Source organism: Pseudochrobactrum saccharolyticum, assembly GCF_008801715.1.
Lineage (GTDB): Bacteria > Pseudomonadota > Alphaproteobacteria > Rhizobiales > Rhizobiaceae > Pseudochrobactrum > Pseudochrobactrum saccharolyticum.
This window is the reverse complement of record NZ_VZPG01000002.1, coordinates 135,701-156,100: the sequence shown is the minus strand read 5'-3', so window position 1 is coordinate 156,100 and position 20,400 is coordinate 135,701. Positions and strand designations below refer to the sequence as shown.

The following is a 20,400-nucleotide window of genomic DNA, read 5'->3' as shown; positions in this document are numbered from 1 at the left end:
TCAAGGTTGTGATATGCGCAAAATGAGCGACGGTGTTGAGGCGGCATTGCATTGCGCACTCGTGCTGTCAGGGCTGCCGGAGGATAAGGTTCTGGCGGGGAAACATCTGGCGGAGCTGCACGGCGTATCTGAGAGCTATCTGCTGAAGCACCTGCGTGCCCTCACCGCTGCTGATGTGATTATAGCTATTCCGGGGCCGCGTGGCGGCTACCGGCTCGCACATATTCCGCAACAGATTACATTGCTCGATATTGTGGAAGCGATTGACGGCAAAGAACCGGCCTTTATTTGCAGGGAAATTCGCCGCCGCGCACCTGGAAAATCACAGGATCCCTGCAACTATAAGAGAGATTGTTTCATCAAATCGCGGATGCTGGCCGCAGAACAGCTCTGGCGCAATGCTTTACGCAGCCAGACTGTTGCCGATCTCATGCAGGACGGCGAGCAGCAGATCAGCCCTTCCAGCAAGCTACTCGTATCCGATTATCTTAGCTTACATGCACGCTAAATAAAAAACGCTGCGTTTCCGCAGCGTTTTTAAAATCAGTACCAGCCCACAGCAACCTGAGCTTCTTCGGACATACGGTCCGGTGTCCATGGCGGATCAAAGGTCATGGTCACTTCCACATGGGAAACGCCCTCAACCGCACCAACAGCATTTTCCACCCAGCCCGGCATTTCACCGGCTACAGGGCAACCCGGGGCAGTCAGTGTCATATCGATTTTGACCGTGCGGTCATCTTCAATATCAACCTTGTAGATCAGGCCGAGCTCATAAATATCTGCCGGAATTTCCGGATCATAGACAGTTTTCAGCGCGCCGATAATATCATCGGTCAGGCGCAGCAATTCTTCTTCCGGAATTGCGGAAGCGGAAAACACTTTTGAAGCACTGTTTTCTTCATCTGCTGCGATCACATCTGCGACCGGCACTTGCTGTTTAGTATCCATATTCATCATCCAAAAAACTGTCTTGCTTTTTCAAGCGCTGCAACCAGAGCATCCACTTCCGCGCGGGTATTATACATAGCGAAGGAAGCACGGCAGGTCGATGTTACTCCAAAGCGCTGCAGCAATGGCTGAGCACAATGGGTGCCTGCCCGCACTGCAATTCCTGCACGGTCAATCAGAGTTGAAACGTCATGGGCATGAATACCCTGCATCTCAAACGCAATGATCGCGCCTTTATCCGGTGCATTGCCGACAATACGCAGTGAGTTAATTTTCGCCAGAGACTCATGCGCATAGAGACGCAGATCAGCCTCATGGGCAGCAATAGCCTCACGACCTATGCTCTCTATATAGTCAAGCGCTGCGCCCAATCCAATAGCCTGCACAATCGGCGGGGTTCCGGCCTCAAAACGATGCGGCGGATGATTATAGGTAACATTATCAATGGTTACCTCTTCAATCATTTCACCACCACCCATAAACGGGCGCATCTGTTCCAGCATTTCCATACGGCCATACAGCACGCCGATACCCGACGGGCCATAAAGCTTGTGGCCGGTCATAATATACCAGTCACAACCGAGATCACGCACATCCACCGGCATATGCACAGCAGCCTGCGAACCATCCACCAGCACCGGAATGCCGCGCGCATGAGCAAGTTCGACGATCTTTTTAATCGGCAGAACCGTACCCGTCACATTGGACATATGGGTCAGCGCAATCAGCTTGGTTTTCGGCGTAATGCATTTCTCGAATTCATCAAGGTGGAACACACCTTCATCATCCACCGGCGCAAAAACCAGCTTGGCACCCTGACGCTCGCGGATGAAATGCCAAGGCACGATGTTAGAATGATGCTCAAGAATGGTGAGCAGGATTTCATCACCCTCACCTATCTTCGGCATACCATAACCATAGGCAACCGTGTTGATCGCCTCAGTCGCCGATTTGGTAAAGACGATCTCGTCTACAGAACCGGCATTGAGAAAGTTGCGCACTTTTTCACGCGCACGCTCATAGGCATCGGTCGTCGCATTAGAGAGGTAATGCAGGCCGCGATGCACATTGGCATATTCGTTGGAATAAGCATGCGTTATCGCATCAATAACCGCCTGCGGCTTCTGTGCCGAGGCACCATTATCGAGATAGATCAGCGGCTTGCCATAGACTTCACGCGACAGGATCGGGAAATCACGACGGATTGCTTCAACATCATAATTTTGCAGTACAGACGATAATTGATTCATAATCGTACTCCTGAGCACTTTGTGCTCAAAAAAGCAGGCAAGAGCACTGGGTGCTCACAAAAATCAATAAGGCACCATGTGCTCTATATCAGGGAAGAAGAGCGGGAAATTTCCCGCTCTTTTTGCATCATCAAGCGTGCTTTTCGAGCCAGCTCTGCAAAATATCTTCAAGCTTTTCAACGAGGGTTTCGTTTTCCAGCTCTTCAATCACTTCTGCGATAAAGGCTTTGACCAGCAGGCCACGGGCTGCATTTTCAGGCACACCGCGCGCCATCAGATAGAAAAGGTGATCCTTTTCAATCTCACGCACAGTCGCACCGTGACCGCAGGCCACGTCATCAGCAAAGATTTCCAGCTCAGGTTTGGCCGCAAATTCCGCATCATCTGACAACAGCAATGTGTTACAGGCCATTTTCGCGTCAGTTTTCTGAGCGATCTGCGCAACGCGGATCATGCCCTGAAAAATACCGCGCGCTTTGTCTGTCACCACATTGCGCACAACCTCGGTCGAGGTGGTGTTTTCAACGAGATGACCAACATTCATGGTCACGTCAGTCACTGTTTCGCCGCCAAGCAGGTTGAGCGTACGAAGCTGGAAGTCAGAGCCTTCGCCCTTTACATCCACATTGATTTCCTGACGCACCAGTTTGCCGCCGGCATTCATCACGAACAGGATCAGCTTGGAATTCTCACCGATTGTCACATTGATCTGCGACAGTTGCGTGGAAAGATCCGTATGCTCACGCACGATAACCCAGACGATTTCTGAATTATCAGCAATCGTCACATGGCCGATACTGGTTGCGAAAGTCTCTGCCTCACCGCCGATCTGGCGCTCGATAAATGTCGCTTTGACATTTGAGCCGATCTTGACCGGAAAACGCACATGGGACTGGCCGGAAGGCTGCAAATTCTGCAGCTCAACAGCCTGTTCCAGCTCGGTACCGTCAGCAACAGACAGACCCCAGCCATCGCTGGCATAGGCTGCGTTGATCTGGCCGATCGCATCATCGTCACCACGGGTTTTCAGGGTATGGGCAGCAATGCCCTGTCCCAGAATATCGCGGATCGCTTCAACGCGTACGCCTTCGATCTGCACAGGCTTCTGCGCAACACCATTGGCAACGGTCAGCACGGCAGAACCGTCGAGCAGCGGCGCAACAGATTTATGGCTCACATTCGCATCGAACGGCGCAACCGAGCGCAGCAATGTGCGCAGATCTGTATAGTGCCAGCTTTCAATACGACGGCCAGGCAGACCGTTGATTTTCAAAGCTTCCAGTGCGTTATCGCGGGCGCTTACGACTTCCGTATCACCCGGCAGATCACCGACGCGGACAGCGAATGCATCAATCAATGCACTCTCAGCCGGCGTTCTGACCTTCTGAAGATGGACGTTCATATTCATCCCTCTCTTTAAGCAGCTGCGCCGATGATTTCAGCGTATCCGTTTTCTTCCAGATGCAGAGCGAGGCTCTTATCGCCGGATTTGATAACCTGTCCTTTGTAAAGAACATGCACACTGTCCGGTACAATATATTCAAGCAGACGCTGATAGTGGGTGATCACGATCACAGCACGGTCAGGCGAACGCAGAGCATTCACACCATCGGAAACGATCTTCAGCGCATCAATGTCCAGACCGGAGTCGGTTTCGTCGAGAACGCAGAGTGATGGTTCCAGAAGCTGCATCTGCAGAATTTCCGCACGTTTCTTCTCACCGCCGGAGAAACCGACATTGAGCGGACGCTTCAGCATAGCCATATCCATGTTCAGGCCGCCGGCAGCTTCCTTAACGCGACGCAGCAGTTCAGGAATTTTCAGCTCTTCTTCACCGCGTGCCTTACGCTGCGCATTCATCGCAACTTTCAGGAATTCCATTGTGGCAACGCCTGGAATTTCCAGCGGATACTGGAATGCAAGGAAGATGCCCTTGGCTGCACGTTCCGCAGGATCCAGTTCCAGAATGCTTTCGCCGTTATACAGAATGTCACCGGATGTCACTTCGTAGTCTGAACGACCGGCCAGAATGTAAGACAGGGTGGATTTACCCGAACCGTTCGGGCCCATGATCGCAGCCACTTCACCGGCTTTAACGGTGAGGTTCAGACCACGGATGATCTCTGTATCCGTGTCAGCGATTTTGGCGTGCAGATTAATGATCTCTAACATGAGTGTAACCTTTTATACCGGATCTCTCAGGATCCGAAAAATATCAATGAGCTGATTAAAGGGGCGGAATTCGCACTCCGCCTTCCCTGTTTAACCAACCGAACCTTCGAGCGAGATACCGATAAGCTTCTGAGCTTCCACGGCAAACTCCATCGGCAGTTCCTGAATAACTTCCTTAACGAAGCCGTTCACGATCAGAGCAATCGCCTCTTCTTCCGGAATACCGCGCTGCATCACATAGAACAGCTGGTCTTCAGAAATTTTCGAGGTTGTTGCTTCATGCTCGAACTGCGCAGTCGAGTTTTTCGCTTCGATGTAAGGCACAGTATGCGCACCGCAATCATTGCCGATCAGCAAGCTGTCACACTGAGTGAAGTTACGGGCATTGGTCGCTTTACGATGGGCAGAAACCTGACCGCGATAGGTATTGTTGGAATTACCCGCCGAAATACCTTTCGAGATGATGCGGCTCGATGTGTTCTTACCGAGATGGATCATCTTGGTACCGCTGTCGATCTGCTGATAACCGTTGGATACTGCAATCGAGTAGAACTCACCGCGTGAATCATCACCACGCAGAATGCAGGACGGGTATTTCCATGTGACCGCAGAGCCGGTTTCGACCTGTGTCCATGAAATCTTCGAACGGTCGCCACGGCAATCGCCGCGCTTGGTCACGAAGTTATAGATACCGCCTTTGCCTTCCTTGTCGCCCGGATACCAGTTCTGGACTGTGGAATATTTGATTTCGGCATCATCAAGTGCGATCAGCTCAACAACAGCTGCATGGAGCTGGTTTTCATCACGCTGCGGTGCTGTACAGCCTTCCAGATAGGACACGTAAGCGCCCTCTTCGGCAATAATCAGCGTACGCTCGAACTGGCCGGTGTCTTTTTCATTGATACGGAAATAGGTCGACAGTTCCATCGGGCAGCGAACGCCTTTTGGTACATAGACGAATGATCCGTCCGTAAAGACAGCGGAGTTGAGTGTGGCGTAATAATTGTCCGAAACCGGCACAACAGAAGCCAGATATTTCTTCACCAGATCCGGATATTCGCGGATTGCTTCCGAAATCGAGCAAAAAATCACACCGGCTTTGGCAAGCTCAGCCTTAAAAGTGGTGACAACGGAAACACTGTCAAACACCGCATCAACAGCCACGCGGCCTGATGCGTAAACATTGTCTGCCGGATTACCGTCAATCTCGCTCGGTTCACCCTGTTTGCGTACACCGGCCAGAATTTCCTGCTCACGCAGCGGAATTCCGAGCTTTTCATAGGTACGCAGCAGTTCCGGATCAACTTCATCCAGAGACTTAGGGCCGGTCTGATTTTTAGGTGCCGCATAATAGCGGATATCCTGAAAATCAATTTCCGGATAATCAACACGCGCCCATTTCGGCTCTTCCATAGTGAGCCAGCGGCGGTAAGCATCCAGACGCCATTCCAGCATCCATTCCGGCTCTTCTTTTTTAGCAGAAATGAAACGGATAATATCTTCGTTCAGCCCCTTAGGAGCCTTATCCATTTCGATGGTTGTTTCAAAACCATATTTGTACTGGTCCACGTCAAGCGTGGCGACCTGATCGATCGTTTCCTGCACTGCAGGCATCGCCGTTCTCCATCCTTGTCAGGGTCAAGGCCCGACAGTTAAAAACGCTATGGCAGCAAAGATTTTGCTGTCATAAACATATAGTGCGCATTGATGCGCTGTAAAAGCCTGTCAGCTGGCGATGTTTTAAAGAGCACCGCCTCAGACTTTGAACTCCGGCCGGTTTCGCATCACATTACTGTGCGCAAAACCACAATGGCCATTCAGAAATACCTGCCCTCTCAGGCGGCATTATTTTCCGATTCGCCCGAAAACTGCGCCTGAACCTGACTGCGTGTCTGATCCCGTCTGGCTACCAGTCTTTCGAAAATCGTCAGAAATGCTTCTGCGTCCTGCATTGTCGCCGACTTTTCTGTCGATACGCGCAATGCACCGCATTCATCCTCATAGCCCATCGCCGCAAGCACATGGCTTGCGCCAACCTTGCCGGAAGAACAGGCCGAACCGGCAGAAAGTGCAATACCGCCCAGATCAAAGGCGATCTGCATGGTCTCGGCCTTCATACCGGGCAAAGAAATAAAACTTGTATTCGGCAGGCGCGGCACGGCATCTCCATGCACCAGCACATCATCTGCCAACCTGCGCACACCATTCTCAATTGTTGTGCGAATTGTATCCGACCAGCGCGGCAGATTGCTGCCTTCTTGCTGTGCCGCCAGAGCCTCGCGCGCTGCGGCACCAAATCCTGCGATCAATGGCAGTGCTTCAGTACCGGCACGGTGTCCCTTCTCCTGTCCGCCACCGCGCACCAGCGCAGACGGCATAACCAGATCAGAGATAGCTACCACAGCACCAACGCCCTTTGGGCCGCCGATTTTGTGAGAAGAGAGAATGAGATAATCGGCAGAAGCAGCAGCAATATCAAGCGCGATGCGCCCTGCAGCCTGCACGGCATCGACAATGAAGAAACCGCCCGCAGCTTTTACCAGCGCACCGATTTTTTCCACCGGCTGTATGACGCCGGTCTCATTATTCGCCCACTGGACTGCAACCAGCGGCAGGCCTTTGGCTTTATCATGGGCTTTTAACGCCTGTTCCAGCACATCAAGATCAACAATGCCCTGATGATCGACCGGCAGCACAGTCATATTCTCCGCAGCAAAACGCCCGCCGGACAACATACACGGATGCTCAGTCGCCGAAACATAAAGATGCGACAGGCGCAGTTCCGAGCGCCCCATCTTATAAAGCGGAGTCAGCAATGTGTTTGCTGCTTCGGTTGCACCGGAGGTGAAAAACACATGATCCGGCTTCGCACCGCAAAGGGCGGCCACGTCACGTCGTGCTGATTCAACCAGCGCACGCGCTGCACGGCCTTCCTGATGCACAGAAGACGGATTGCCTGTTACATTCAATGCCGCGACCACAGCCTCGCGCGCGGCTTCACTCAGCGGCGCACTGGCATTATAATCAAAATAGATACGCGGCTTTGGCATTGCAGACTCTTTCGCGAAGCACCATATTTGCGTTAAACGCGCAATTATCTTGAAATTTCAAACCAGAGCAGACTATTAAGCTGCATGAGTGTTTTTTTTACACCCTCCAGTTTTGAAAGATTCTAAAGTCGGTTGTAAGATTTATGAGCGAAACAGTCAAGGATTTGCTCAGAATTTAAGCCGTAAAGTCATGATTGGTAACAATCAGGCTTATAAATAACAAATACGACACTTGTGTTGCGAACCGGCCATTTGGTCACGCAACCCGGCGGTTATAGCGGAGTACATATGCCAGAAGTCATCTTTAATGGTCCTGCGGGTCGCCTTGAAGGGCGTTATCAGCCTTCAAGCGAGAAGAATGCACCAATCGCCATCATCCTGCACCCGCATCCGCAATTCGGCGGCACCATGAACAACAAGATCGTTTATGATCTGTTTTACATGTTCCAGAGCCGCAATTTCACGACTCTGCGGTTTAACTTCCGCGGAATCGGACGCAGTCAGGGTGAATTTGATCACGGCGCGGGTGAATTGTCCGATGCGGCAAGCGCACTGGACTGGGTGCAGTCGCTGCATCCTGATTCCAAAACTTGCTGGGTTGCCGGTTATTCTTTCGGTGCGTGGATTGGTATGCAGTTGCTGATGCGTCGTCCTGAAATCGAAGGCTTCATGTCGATTGCACCGCAGCCGAACACTTATGATTTCTCGTTCCTCGCACCGTGCCCTTCATCGGGTCTGATCATTCATGGTGATCAGGATAAGGTTGCACCGCCGAAGGATGTGCAAGTTCTGGTTGATAAGCTGAAAACCCAGAAGGGTATCACCATCACGCAGAACACCATGGCCGGTGCCAATCACTTCTTCTCCGGCATGGGTGATGAGCTGATTGCGGAATGTTCAGAATATCTAGATCGCCGCCTGATGGGCGAGCTGACAGAAGTTCGCCAGAAGCGCCTGCGCTAATCGACAAAAGCAAAAGACCGGCTAATCGCCGGTCTTTTTTGTTATGCCTTTACCAGCACGCCACCACTCACCGGCGTATCGCAGCCGGTTGTAGACGGATAAGTCAGCGGCAAGCCTTTCAAACTACGCACAGCCAGATAGCCCCAAGCCTCGGCTTCCATGGAATCACCATCCAGCCCGGCTGAATCCGCATCAATCACCACGACACCTTCAGCTTTCGCCAAGGCAGAGAGTTCAGACATTATCGCTGCATTCTTGCGCCCGCCACCACTCACAACATAACTGCGAGGCTTCTGCGGCAGATGGGACGCTGATTGCAGGATCGAAGCCGCTGCCACATAGGCCAGCGTGCGTGCGCCATCCTCAACCGATACAACACCGATTGAAGGCACAGCAAAATCACCACGATCCAGCGAGCGGCGCTGATTACCGGTAAAGAAGGCATTTCCCAGATAATGTGCGGCCAGTGCCGCATCTGTCTTACCGCTCAGCGCCAGTGCACCACCGGCATCAAAACTGCCCTGCCCGTGGAGTTCCATCCACTGGTCGATCAGCATATTGCCGGGGCCACTGTCAAAAGCTGCCAGCCGCCCTGTTTCATCGACATAGGTCAGATTGGAAATTCCGCCAATATTGACGAAGACAACAGGCATATCCGGCTGCTGTTCCAGATTATGTGCCAAAGCCGCATGGTAAGCAGGGATCAGCGGCGCGCCCTGCCCGCAATGGCGCATATCCTCAGCGCGCATATCATAAACCACATCAATGCCGGTTTCCTGTGCCAGTAGTGCACCGTCACCGATCTGCACGGTCAGCGCATCATCAGGGCGATGCAGCACCGTCTGCCCGTGAAAACCGATGACATCAACATCATCTGCGCTTAGACCTTGCGCAAACAGAAAGTCCTGTACCGCCACCGCATGCAACAATGTCAGATCATGCTCAAGTTTTTCAAGAATACCAATACGCTCATCACGCTGCGTGATGCTTCGGGCATCGACAAGTCCTTGTTTCAGACGGGCACGAAACGCATCGGAATAATTCATGCTACCCGCAGCAATGCGCTCAACCACCTGCTCACCGTCTGTTTTGATCAGCGCCAGATCAATACCGTCCATGGAGGTGCCGCTCATCAATCCGAGTGCGCGATAGAGTGCAGTCATCTTTGTCTTTCCGTTTTCAATATTTCCGGTTTTGCACAGTTGGCAGGTACAAGCAGGTTACATAAACCACACAAACGGCACAAAACGACAGCAATTTGCGATAAAATCGCCTTTTACGATGTCACACCTTTATTGTGATTTGCCCTGCAATAATGTTAAACGCTGGATTGTGTCAGTCACCGGAATAATATTCACGGCCTGCTCTCTGGGGTCTTCCCATATCACAATCCTTTGTCAGACAGGAAAAATCAATGTCCGGCTTTAAGTCCGATTTTCTACGCACACTTTCCGAACGTGGCTTTATTCATCAGGTCTCCGATGAATCAGGTCTGGATGAACTCTTCACCAAGGAAACTGTGACTGCGTATATTGGCTTCGACCCGACAGCATCCAGTCTGCATGCGGGCGGCCTCATTCAGATCATGATGCTGCACTGGATGCAGAAAACCGGCCACCGTCCGGTTGCGCTGATGGGCGGCGGCACCGGTATGGTCGGTGATCCGTCATTTAAAGAAGAAGCCCGCAAACTGATGACGGTTGAAACCATTGCCGACAATATTGCCGGTATCAAAAAGGTTTTCACCAATTACCTCACTTTCGGCGAAGGCAAAACCGACGCGCTGATGGTCAATAATGCCGACTGGCTGGCAGGTCTCAACTATCTCGAGTTCCTGCGTGATGTCGGCCGTCATTTCTCCGTCAACCGCATGCTGTCCTTTGACTCGGTTAAAACCCGCCTTGATCGTGAACAGTCACTGTCCTTCCTTGAATTCAACTACATGATCCTTCAGGCTTATGACTTTGTTGAGCTCAGCAAGCGCTACGATATGCGCCTGCAGATGGGCGGCTCTGACCAATGGGGCAATATCATTAATGGTATTGATCTCGGTCACCGCATGGGTACACCGCAGCTCTACGCGCTGACTTCGCCGCTGCTGACCACCTCTTCCGGTGCGAAAATGGGTAAGTCGCTCAATGGCGCTGTCTGGCTCAATGCTGACATGCTGAGCGCGTATGACTTCTGGCAGTACTGGCGTAATACTGAAGATGCCGACGTAGAACGCTTCCTCAAGCTCTACACCACCATGCCTATGGATGAGATTGCGCGTCTGGCAGCACTTGGCGGCTCGGAAATCAACGAGACCAAGAAGATTCTGGCCACCGAAATCACTGCAATGCTCCACGGCCGTGAAGCTGCGGAACAGGCTGCGGAAACTGCACGTAAAACTTTTGAAGAAGGTGCAATTTCTGACAATCTGCCAAGCCTGAGCATTGCCAAAGACGAACTGGTTGCCGGTCTCGGCATTCAGGCTCTGCTGGTTAAAGCTGGCCTTGCCTCTTCCAATGGTGAAGCCCGCCGTCACATTCAGGGCGGTGCAGTGCGTATCAATGATGTGGCCATTCAGGACGAACGCGCTGGTATCACTGCCGGTGACGTAACCGAAGACGGTATCATCAAACTGTCGCTGGGCAAGAAAAAGCACATTCTGGTACGTCCGGAATAAGCTGTTCTCATCACGAGAAATCAAAAAAGCGCGGATTACTCCGCGCTTTTTTTATTATCAAATTTCAAAACCAGATTAGAATTCGAAGATCGAGCGGAAAATCCCCGGCGCAATCGCAGAAATCGGATTGACGATAATATTCGGCTGCTTGGCATTGCCTGCCAGCTTATAGGTAATCCCGATCAGACCACGGTCGCGGCCATTGCCGAGAATTGCGCCCAGCACCGGCACCTCACCAAACAAACGGTTCAGACCATAGGCAGGCATGAATGTGCCGGTAACGGCCATATTGCCGTTGCGGTCGTAGAGAATGCCCTGAAAAGTCGCACCGATCAGCGGGCCGCGAAGAACGCCGTTCTTCAGCGTCAGATAACCGGAGCCCTTTTCAATCTGCGAATAGCCGCGTTCAAAGTCGACCCGCGTCACATCAATATTACCGCGCACGGCCTGATTGAGGCTCTTGCCGCCATTGGAACTGGTAGAAACCAGCTTATCCAGACGCGGCTCATTAATGACCGAGAAATCACGGGCATCAATAGCACCATAAAGTGGCCCCGTGCCCTGCGAGGTCAGATTAACGGTAATTCTGCCGCCGCGCATCTTGTCGTAAAAATCAAAGAAGCGCAGCACCGCTCCGGCATTAGCCGAGCTCAGCGCCACAGAGCTCGCACCTTTCTGATTGCTGGATGTCGCACTGACCTGTGCGCCGTTTCCGGTCACCGCATTCAGCGACACGCCGGAGACTTTCGCCCCTGCTGTTTCATAAGACACGGTGACATTGCGCAGGCTCTCGTCATAGAAACCTTTCACATCATCAATCTGTGCATTGACGACAATGCGCGGCATCACCCCGTTTTTGCTTTGACCGGCTTTCTTTTCATCCGTATTGCCTGAAACCGCCTGCTGGATCAGCGCCCGCGCATCAAAAGCCGTACCACGAACATCCGCACGGAAGCCATTACCGGATTTGCGCACTTCAAGGCTGAGATCATCATTACGCGTCAGATTGAGCTTGCGGATATTTGCACTCTGCAATTCATTATTTTCAAGCGTCAGATCACCGCTGACATGAAAACCGGTGCCGTCAAAGACAAAATTACGAACCAGTACCGGCCCTTTGCCTTCCTTCGGCAGCTTCATATCCATTGTCAGCTTCGCAGGAATGCCTGTACCTTTTTTCCAGCCGAGCCATGGCAGATTGACCTGTGTTTTTCCGAGATCAGCGGAGATTTTGCGCATCTCGCCCTGTTCCTCGCCCAGATCCAGCGTCAGCGGGCCTTTAAAAATATCATTCAGCCCCGGATAATAAGTCTCACGCGTTTTATCATCCAGCTCCAGCCGGATATTTTGCTGACGCTTGATATTTGTATCCGCCAAAGGCTCAACCAGCGCCAGTCTGGCCGGAATATTATTCAGCCGTGCAGTCGCATCGATTTTGGCCACATCATCATTGACGCTCAGATTGCCTTTGGCCTGCGTCACATTCTGACCGTTAAACGGTTTCTTCAAAGTCACATCGCTGAAAGCCAGATCAGCCTGCCATTTCAGACTATCTTTCGGTGCATCTTTGGTAACCGAAAACGCAACTTTTACTTTCGCATTCACATTGCCGCTGAGATCTTCAGCGCTGAACGGCAGTTTGCGCAAGGCATTGATCGGCTTATAACCAACAAGCTCTGTGATCGCCGGTGCCTCTCCGCTGAGATCCAGATCAAGATCCGCAATCACCGGACGCTGACGTCCCCAAGGCACAAATAATGTTCCGCCATCCACATTGATCTGACGATTAACCGGTGTAAAGGCCGTGCCTTTTTCAAGCTTGATGGTTGTATGCGCACCGCGCACCGCAATCGTGCCTGTTGCATCACGCACCGGCGGTATCTCACCGATCACGTCAAAACGTGTGCCTTCAACCCTGAAATCAGCCTTGATATCGGATTCCGTCAAATCCGGCGGCAGTCCCGGTCCGTTGAAGTGACCGGCAGGCAGTGCAATATCAATCCGGCCTTCGGTCATATGACCGCCGAACAGATTTTTCAGCACCCAGTCGCGCGCGCCGTCAGCCACATTGAGCGGCCAGAGCTGCTTGGCCTGTGCCACCGGCATACCCGGTATGCGCAGCATAAAAATCATCGCCGGAGAGCCATGACCAAAGATCATGCGCCCCTGCCCGTAAAGTTCACCGGAATCTGTTTTGACATTCAGATCATTGAAGTCAACGCGGCTGGCATTCTGCATCAGACGACCGGCAACCTTCACGCCGAATGGCAAAGGCGCTTCGGCAGAATTTTCCGGCGCACTGACGGCTTTTCTGGATACAAGCTCAAAACGGTAAGCCGGTTTCTCCGCAATATCGGTTTCCGTTTGCGCAACCGCAGATCGTGCACTCTTCAAAACAGGCAGAGTGTCTGTCTGCTGCCCTGCAGCTGACATTTCACCACTCGCAATACGCGCTGCCTGTTCGCGGATTTTTTGCGCGGCACTTTCCGTTTCAGCAACCGGCTCTACCCCGAATGCACCTTCAAGCACCGTGGATAAGCCGCCAAGATTGAGATCAAGCGCCTTAATCTCAAGTTTTTCACCGCCGGCGATATGCTCAAAAGACAATGCCATATTACCTTTGATGCCGCGCTCACGCCCCATATCCACGACAGCATCATCAAGCGTCAGCTTACCGGAGAGGGTTTCCTTTTGCACCTTAGTAGAGGCCTGTCCGGTTAAAGCCAGTGATGCCGTGCTGTTCACATGGAAATAAGCCGGATTTGGCCGGTCATTGCCCATTTGCGGCATGACCTCTTCCGGCGAGCCAAGGCTGACAGGAATATTATCCAGTGTCAGGGAGAAGTTAGAGGCATGTGCGGGATCATCGGAACGGATCATTTCCGCCTGCAATGCCGTGCTTTTGCCCTGCCAGACAAATTCGGCATCCAGCGTGACTTTCTGCCCGTTCTGCCTGACCTGCGCATTACGGATCAGGATTTCCTGATCCTTCTCCATCGCCCGAAAAGCAAATGTCACATCATGCAATGCAATTGCTTTTGTACCGCGCATATCCAGCAGCGCCAGTGTCTGATCGATACCCGCAAAGACTTCACGTGACAGCTGATCAAAATCGACCAGTCCCCTGTCATTAAACGGCAAACGGATAAAAGGTTTCGGCTTGGTTTCACCCTCTTGCAGGCGGATTAAAGCATCGCCGATTTCAATCTGGGCAACCTGAACAGAGCCGGCCAGCAGCGGCAAAGGTGCCAGCCCCAGCCTGACAACGCCCAGCTTTTCTACGGACACATCCTGAATGCGGCTGTTCAGAGCAACATCACGCGCTTCAATTGCCAGATGTCTGTTACCGTCCAGCGAAACCTGCGCTTTGCTGATCGACACACCGGCATCAGGCCCTAAGATTTCCTGCAATCTCTGCTGTGCTTCATCGCGCAACATATCGCTGCTGATACCGGTACGCAGTACGAGAAAACCGATACCGGCCAGCACAATCAATGCAAAACTGACAGAGATGAAAGCACGCCAGCATTTCGCGATAAAGCCTTTGCGCTTTCTGCGCGCGGCCTTGCGGGCCGCTCTGTTGTGTAAGCCGGTCTTATAATCAGGGCAGTCTTTCAGCACAGCTTTATTCTCAGGCCCCGCACCGGATGACGGATACTGATCAAGATGCTGTATGTCACGCTTGTTAAAGCGGATTTTTCTTGGTTTTTCTTTCAAAAACTTAAATCACTATCCGGATTGGCTGCACCTGAACTGCATAATTTTCAAAAGAAATTCTGTCATTTCTCATCAATATAAAACAGATCAGATTGCTGTCATTGATGAATCGTTATTTCAAAGCCCTGATTAACTGACAAAATTTCAGAAACAACACATGATTACAAGTCGCGGAAATAAATCAAATCACCTACCCCCGGGAAAATGACACCGGATGCTTTGAGTTTTTCTATTATCCGGCACAACATTAATCCTCGTGTAGAATCATTGTAGAACACATCCTCAACCATTCACATGAATAACAGGCAGAGCAGTATCGCGGATCAGATGAAACGTAACACGCTCAGTCCTTGCTCCCATAAGGATGAAGAAAGGCGCACTTATGACCAACCCGACAGATAATGTTGCCGCAATTGCTTTGCAGGCAGGTGATCCGGCTCCGGCATTTTCCCTGCCTAAAAACGGTGATGACATGCTCTCATCTGCTGCTCTTCAGGGTAAAGCCTATGTGCTGTATTTTTATCCGAAAGACGACACCAGCGGCTGCACCCGCGAGGCAATTGACTTCAGCGCATTGAAACCGGAATTTAATGCCATCAATGTCAGCATTATCGGCGTATCCCCTGACAGCGTACGCAAGCATGACAAATTTATCGATAAACATGATCTTACCATTGAGCTTCTTGCTGATGAAGAAAAAGCTCTGAGCAATGCTTATGGTGTCTGGGTAGAAAAGAGCATGTATGGTCGTAAATATATGGGCATTGAGCGCTCCACCTTCCTGATCGGCAAAGACGGAAAAATCGCACAGGTCTGGCGCAAGGTAAAAGTTGCCGGTCATGCCGAGGCTGTGCTTGAAGCCGCCCGTAAACTCGGTTGAAGACCGAAAATATACGGCACGGAAACCCTTTATTAACTCTGTTACGGTGTATGATCTGCGCAACAGTCCAGAATAGTTTTACCCGTCCGCACAGTTTGTTATAGTTGCAGCATTTCCAGCAAAAGTGGGAACCGGTTTTGCGTTGGATAATGCGAAATAAAGATAAGACAGAGCGGTTCTACGCTTCAACTTTACTAGAACCGCTCTGCAAGTGATCTGCTCAGACGGTACTTGCGAGGCAGTAAAGGCAGCTTATTCTGCCATACAAAACCCGCAAATCTGTCTGAGATAATATCACAGAGCTGCTTTTCTTTGATGAAAAGCAGAACGAACAGCAGGCTTTACGGGATAAGACTATGTCAGTCACAGGTAAGATCATGACCCGTTATCTCTCACCACTCTCCGCATCGGTTGCGCGACTGCGTTTGCCGTCCCGCGCAGGCAATTTTCTGCTTGCCGGTCTCATCGGCTATGGTGTGAGTGCAGGTGTGCTGGTTGCCGGTGCTTTGGCTGCGTCTGTTCTGCCGGCTCAGGCTCCGCTGCCTGACACATCCCTGACCATGCTGAAATCTGAAAAGAGTGTCGCCGCTCAGCCGATGCCGCCACTGCCGGATCAGATTTATGATGCCAGGTTCCACGAAGGTGCTGTTGATCTGAACACCGCTGCCAGTTTTGCCGGAATTGATCCCTTCATCACCGGCCCGGTTCCGAAATAACCGATCATAAAAAAAGCCGCCGGTAAGACCATCTCACCGGCGGCTTTTTTCATTTAATCAACTCAGATCAGTCAATATCCTGTACATCGGCATCCTTGCCGTGTACGCGCTGCGCCAGAGCAGCTTCCATAAACTCATCCAGATCACCATCCAGTACATCGTCCGGACTTGTGCTTTCAACACCGGTGCGCAGGTCTTTGACCAGCTGATAAGGCTGCATGACATAAGAGCGGATCTGGTGTCCCCAGCCGATATCTGTCTTGGAAGAATTCACCTCATTGGCGGCTTCTTCACGCTTCTTCAGCTCTTCTTCGTAAAGACGTGCACGGAGCATCGACCAGGCCTGTTCACGGTTTTTATGCTGTGAACGCTGGGTCTGACACTGCACCACAATACCGGTGGCAATATGCGTAATACGAACCGCCGAATCTGTGGTGTTAACGTGCTGACCACCGGCACCGGAGGCGCGGTAAGTATCAATACGAACATCGGATTCCGATACTTCGACTTCAATATTGTCGTCGATCACCGGATAGACCCAGATACTGGCAAAGGATGTGTGGCGGCGGGCATTGGAGTCAAACGGCGAAATACGCACCAGACGATGCACGCCTGATTCCGTTTTCAACATACCGTAGCTGTTATGGCCTTTCACGAGGATGGTTGCGGATTTAATACCCGCTTCTTCCCCTGCCTGAACTTCCAGAACTTCCACCTTACGGCCGTCGCGCTCACCCCAGCGCGAATACATGCGCAGCAGAATGGACGCCCAGTCCTGACTTTCCGTACCACCGGCACCGGCATGAACTTCCAGATAAGCATCATTGCCGTCAGCTTCACCGCTGAGCAGCATTTCAATCTGACGCTTGTCGAGTTCCGCCTTGATCTCGCGAATACCGTTTTCCGCATCGGTGATGATGGACTTATCGCCCTCTTCTTCACCCATCGCGATCAGCTCGATATTGTCATCGAGCGAACGGGTCAGCGCCAGAATACTGTTAATGCTGTCATCCAGCTGCTGGCGTTCACGCATCAGCTTCTGTGCTTCCTGCGGATCATTCCACAGGGTCGGATCTTCAGCGCGGCTGTTCAGATATTCGAGTTTCTTCAGTGACTGATCCCAGTCAAAGATGCCTCCTCAGCAGGCTTATGGCCTGCTTGATTTCGTCAACCAAGTTCTCAATCTCGGCACGCATAGCTGCGGCTCCTTTGTCAGTCTTAATAATTTCGCAGTCAAACCTGAGCTTTAAATACAAAAGCATACAGGCGCTACAAGCAGTTTCAGAAAAAGTGGAAACCGGTTTTTCGTCCGAAACTGCGTTAATATAAAGATATAGAGCGGTTTTCCTGCTTAGGAAAAATAACCGCTCTATAGTCCTGTATGCTGATTGTGTTTAAGCCTGTCAATATTTCAGGCTCAGGGCAGGCTTAATAAAGACCGCCAGATCCGGAATTAATTGCCTTATTCGCCTGCGGCGATTGCGGCTGCACCGGCGAGCCTTCCTGGAAGCTGTCGGCACCGATCACAGAATAGCTGTCGGCTGGGCCTGTCCCCGGTTTAAAGGCTTCCATAATCACATCAGGGCCACCCGGCGTTGCACGCATACCGGTGCGGCGGTTGATTGCAATCATGGTCATGCCTTCAGGCACACGGAAGTCCACTTTCGGCGCTCCCTGCATTGCCACGGTCATGAAATCCTTGAACACCGGCACAGCAAGGCCGGAACCTGTACCGCCGCGGCCGAGCGGTGCGGGCTGATCCATACCAAGATACAGACCGACAACCATATCCGGCGTGAAACCGACAAACCACGCATCTTTTTCGTCATTTGTCGTACCGGTTTTACCGGCAATCGGACGGTTCAGGCTCAGCAGCATACGTGCAGTACCGCGCTGAACAACACCTTCCATCATCGATGTAATCTGATAGGCGGTCATCGGGTCGAGCACCTGATCGCGCTCGTCAACCAGCTCAGGCTCTTCCTGATTGTTCCACTCTTCCGCATTACAATTCTGGCACTGACGCATATCATGCTTGAAAATAGTCTTGCCGTAACGATCCTGCACGCGGTCAATCATTGAAGGTGTGATCGACCGTCCGCCATTGGCCATGATCGAATAGCCGGTGACCATGCGCAGCACAGTGGTTTCACCGGCACCAAGCGACATGGAAAGCACCGGCATCATCTTGTCATAAACACCGAAACGCTCTGCATATTCCGCAACGGTCTTCATGCCCATATCTTGTGCCAGACGCACAGTCATCAGGTTACGGGACTGTTCGATACCATAGCGCAGGGTTGAAGGGCCGGAGAATTTGCCGGAATAGTTTTTCGGGCTCCAGACGCCGAGCGAACCGCCCTGATCGACAGAGATCGGGCCGTCAAGCACCACGGATGCCGGTGTATAGCCATTATCCAGCGCTGCCGCATAAACAAACGGTTTGAAGGCCGAACCCGGCTGGCGATAGGCCTGCGTGGCGCGGTTAAACTCCGACTGCGCATAGGAGAAGCCGCCAACCATAGACAGCACGCGGCCGGTATGCGGATCCATGGCAACCAGCGCACCGGAGATTTTCGGCACTTGACGCAGACGGTAAGCATCGCTGCCCTCGCCTTTTTTCTCCACATAAATCACATCGCCGACCTCAAGCACACCTGCCGGTGATTTCGCTGTCGAGCGCTTGCCGCCGATATTCATGCGCATCGCCCATTTCATATCCGCAGCGGCAACGCGGCCGGTCGCCCGTTCTTCACTGATCTTGCCGGACGGATCACGGGCCGGCTGCAATCCGATTTCCAGCGCATCCGGTGTGGCGTCCAACACAACAGCCAGATGCCATTCCGGCACGTCGGTCAGACCGGCAACTTCACCCAGTTCCTGACCCCAGTCTGTGCTCAGATTGAGATGTTTGACAGGGCCGCGATAGCCTTGCGCCTCATCATAACGGATGAAACCGTTATGCAATGTTTTACGCGCCATGACCTGCAATTGCGGATCAAGCGTTGTGCGCACGGAAAGCCCGCCTTCAAGCAGCGAAGCATTGCCGTATCGGGTTACAATCTGACGACGCACTTCTTCAGCAAAATATTCACTGGCAAACAGACGGCCATCCGCATTATGCGGCTTCACACCCAGCGGTGTTTCCTTGGCTTCTTTTGCATCCTCAACAGAAATATAGCCGTTCTCCTGCATACGATCGATCACCCAGTTGCGGCGTTCAATCGCGCGCTGGGCATAACGATACGGATGATAATTGGCAGGGCCTTTGAGGAGTGCTGCAAGATAAGCAGATTCGCTGATGGTCAGTTCATTGACCGACTTGTCGAAATAGGTCAGCGCAGCACCGGCAATACCGTAAGCGCCCATACCGAAAAACATTTCATTGAGATAAAGCTCAAGAATCTGGTCTTTGCTGAAAGTACGCTCCATACGCAGCGCAACAATTGCTTCCTTGATTTTACGGTCATAAGTCTGCTCGGAAGTGAGCAGCATATTTTTAGCAACCTGCTGCGTGATGGTCGACGCGCCCACAGGGCGGCGGTCATTACCGGTCAGCTTGTTGACAATATTGGTGGACACAGCACGGGTAAGGCCGAGATAATCCAGCCCGTGATGCTGATAAAAACTCTTGTCTTCCGCTGAAACAAAGGCTGCTTTCACGCGATCAGGAACCGCCTGAATCGGCAAGAACATGCGGCGTTCTTTGTAATATTCCGCCATCAGACTACCGTCTGCGGCATGCACGCGCGTTGTTACCGGCGGCTCATATTTGGCCAGCACTTCATAATCCGGCAAGTCCTTGCTTATGCTGCCGACATAGAAGGCAACGCCTCCCGCTACGATCAGCATCAGCACCGTTCCGATGCCGAAAAAATATCCGATGAGCCGTACCATATTTTATCCGGTGTCCGTTTCAGATTATCTGCTACATATCATTAACTTAGAGCATTTCACAGTCAAATTGGATCAATTTGACGACCGTGATAATGCGGCTACTAAAGAATCCAGAACGAATGCCGCGATCCAATTT

Annotated in this window: 15 protein-coding genes; 5 read left to right on the top strand and 10 right to left on the bottom strand. The window is 51.9% G+C overall.

Going from position 1 to position 20,400, the window contains the following annotated elements:
* Positions 1-13 precede the first annotated feature (13 nt).
* Positions 14-508 (top strand): RrF2 family transcriptional regulator, encoded by a 495-nt coding sequence (locus F7P81_RS07290; protein ID WP_022711438.1) that lies wholly within the window; start codon positions 14-16, stop codon positions 506-508.
* Positions 509-543: 35 nt separating this feature from the next.
* Here F7P81_RS07290 and F7P81_RS07285 read toward each other — a convergent pair whose 3' ends face one another.
* The 6 genes from F7P81_RS07285 to F7P81_RS07260 all read right to left on the bottom strand — a co-directional run bounded on the left by F7P81_RS07285 (position 544) and on the right by F7P81_RS07260 (position 7,423).
* The gene (locus F7P81_RS07285) at positions 544-951 is read right to left on the bottom strand and encodes an SUF system Fe-S cluster assembly protein (protein ID WP_139316353.1); all 408 of its coding nucleotides are present in this window, start codon (positions 949-951) and stop codon (positions 544-546) included.
* Between the two features lie 5 nt (positions 952-956).
* Positions 957-2,201, bottom strand: coding sequence for a cysteine desulfurase (locus tag F7P81_RS07280; RefSeq protein WP_151159057.1), 1,245 nt, complete (start codon positions 2,199-2,201; stop codon positions 957-959).
* A gap of 130 nt (positions 2,202-2,331) precedes the next feature.
* Positions 2,332-3,609, bottom strand: coding sequence for a Fe-S cluster assembly protein SufD (gene sufD / locus F7P81_RS07275; RefSeq protein ID WP_374828066.1), 1,278 nt, complete (start codon positions 3,607-3,609; stop codon positions 2,332-2,334).
* A gap of 8 nt (positions 3,610-3,617) precedes the next feature.
* A complete protein-coding gene (gene sufC, locus F7P81_RS07270; RefSeq protein ID WP_022711442.1) occupies positions 3,618-4,373 on the bottom strand; it encodes a Fe-S cluster assembly ATPase SufC in 756 nt (251 codons plus the stop codon).
* Positions 4,374-4,463: 90 nt separating this feature from the next.
* The gene (gene sufB, locus F7P81_RS07265) at positions 4,464-5,987 is read right to left on the bottom strand and encodes a Fe-S cluster assembly protein SufB (protein ID WP_075654893.1); all 1,524 of its coding nucleotides are present in this window, start codon (positions 5,985-5,987) and stop codon (positions 4,464-4,466) included.
* Positions 5,988-6,208: 221 nt separating this feature from the next.
* The gene (locus F7P81_RS07260; RefSeq protein WP_151159055.1) at positions 6,209-7,423 is read right to left on the bottom strand and encodes a cysteine desulfurase family protein; all 1,215 of its coding nucleotides are present in this window, start codon (positions 7,421-7,423) and stop codon (positions 6,209-6,211) included.
* 288 nt (positions 7,424-7,711) lie between these two features.
* On the opposite strand from F7P81_RS07260, the gene F7P81_RS07255 reads away from it, so the two are divergent.
* Positions 7,712-8,386 (top strand): alpha/beta hydrolase, encoded by a 675-nt coding sequence (locus F7P81_RS07255; RefSeq protein WP_022711445.1) that lies wholly within the window; start codon positions 7,712-7,714, stop codon positions 8,384-8,386.
* A gap of 41 nt (positions 8,387-8,427) precedes the next feature.
* Here F7P81_RS07255 and F7P81_RS07250 read toward each other — a convergent pair whose 3' ends face one another.
* Complete coding sequence (locus tag F7P81_RS07250) at positions 8,428-9,549, bottom strand: anhydro-N-acetylmuramic acid kinase (protein ID WP_151159054.1); 1,122 nt, start codon at positions 9,547-9,549, stop codon at positions 8,428-8,430.
* Positions 9,550-9,800: 251 nt separating this feature from the next.
* Here F7P81_RS07250 and tyrS point away from each other — a divergent pair, with 251 nt between their 5' ends.
* The gene (gene tyrS, locus F7P81_RS07245) at positions 9,801-11,054 is read left to right on the top strand and encodes a tyrosine--tRNA ligase (protein ID WP_151159053.1); all 1,254 of its coding nucleotides are present in this window, start codon (positions 9,801-9,803) and stop codon (positions 11,052-11,054) included.
* Between the two features lie 75 nt (positions 11,055-11,129).
* Here tyrS and F7P81_RS07240 read toward each other — a convergent pair whose 3' ends face one another.
* Complete coding sequence (locus tag F7P81_RS07240) at positions 11,130-14,771, bottom strand: YhdP family protein (RefSeq protein ID WP_151159052.1); 3,642 nt, start codon at positions 14,769-14,771, stop codon at positions 11,130-11,132.
* 382 nt (positions 14,772-15,153) lie between these two features.
* On the opposite strand from F7P81_RS07240, the gene bcp reads away from it, so the two are divergent.
* Together bcp and F7P81_RS07230 are read left to right on the top strand one after the other, a co-directional pair.
* Positions 15,154-15,651 (top strand): thioredoxin-dependent thiol peroxidase, encoded by a 498-nt coding sequence (gene bcp / locus F7P81_RS07235; protein WP_075654888.1) that lies wholly within the window; start codon positions 15,154-15,156, stop codon positions 15,649-15,651.
* A gap of 356 nt (positions 15,652-16,007) precedes the next feature.
* On the top strand, positions 16,008-16,367 hold the full coding sequence (locus tag F7P81_RS07230; RefSeq protein ID WP_151159051.1) for a hypothetical protein: 360 nt from the start codon (positions 16,008-16,010) through the stop codon (positions 16,365-16,367).
* A 67-nt stretch (positions 16,368-16,434) separates the two neighbouring features.
* Here the strand turns inward: F7P81_RS07230 and prfB are convergent.
* Together prfB and F7P81_RS07220 are read right to left on the bottom strand one after the other, a co-directional pair.
* Positions 16,435-17,563, bottom strand: a protein-coding gene (prfB, locus tag F7P81_RS07225; RefSeq protein ID WP_116087919.1) for a peptide chain release factor 2 whose coding sequence is annotated in 2 segments (ribosomal slippage) — positions 16,435-17,493 and positions 17,495-17,563 — 1,128 coding nt in all. Because the reading frame shifts where the segments join, the coding sequence is not laid out codon by codon here.
* 232 nt (positions 17,564-17,795) lie between these two features.
* Positions 17,796-20,264 carry a penicillin-binding protein 1A gene (locus F7P81_RS07220; protein ID WP_022711452.1) on the bottom strand — a complete coding sequence of 823 codons (2,469 nt, stop codon included), beginning with the start codon at positions 20,262-20,264 and terminating at the stop codon, positions 17,796-17,798.
* Positions 20,265-20,400: the final 136 nt, after the last annotated feature.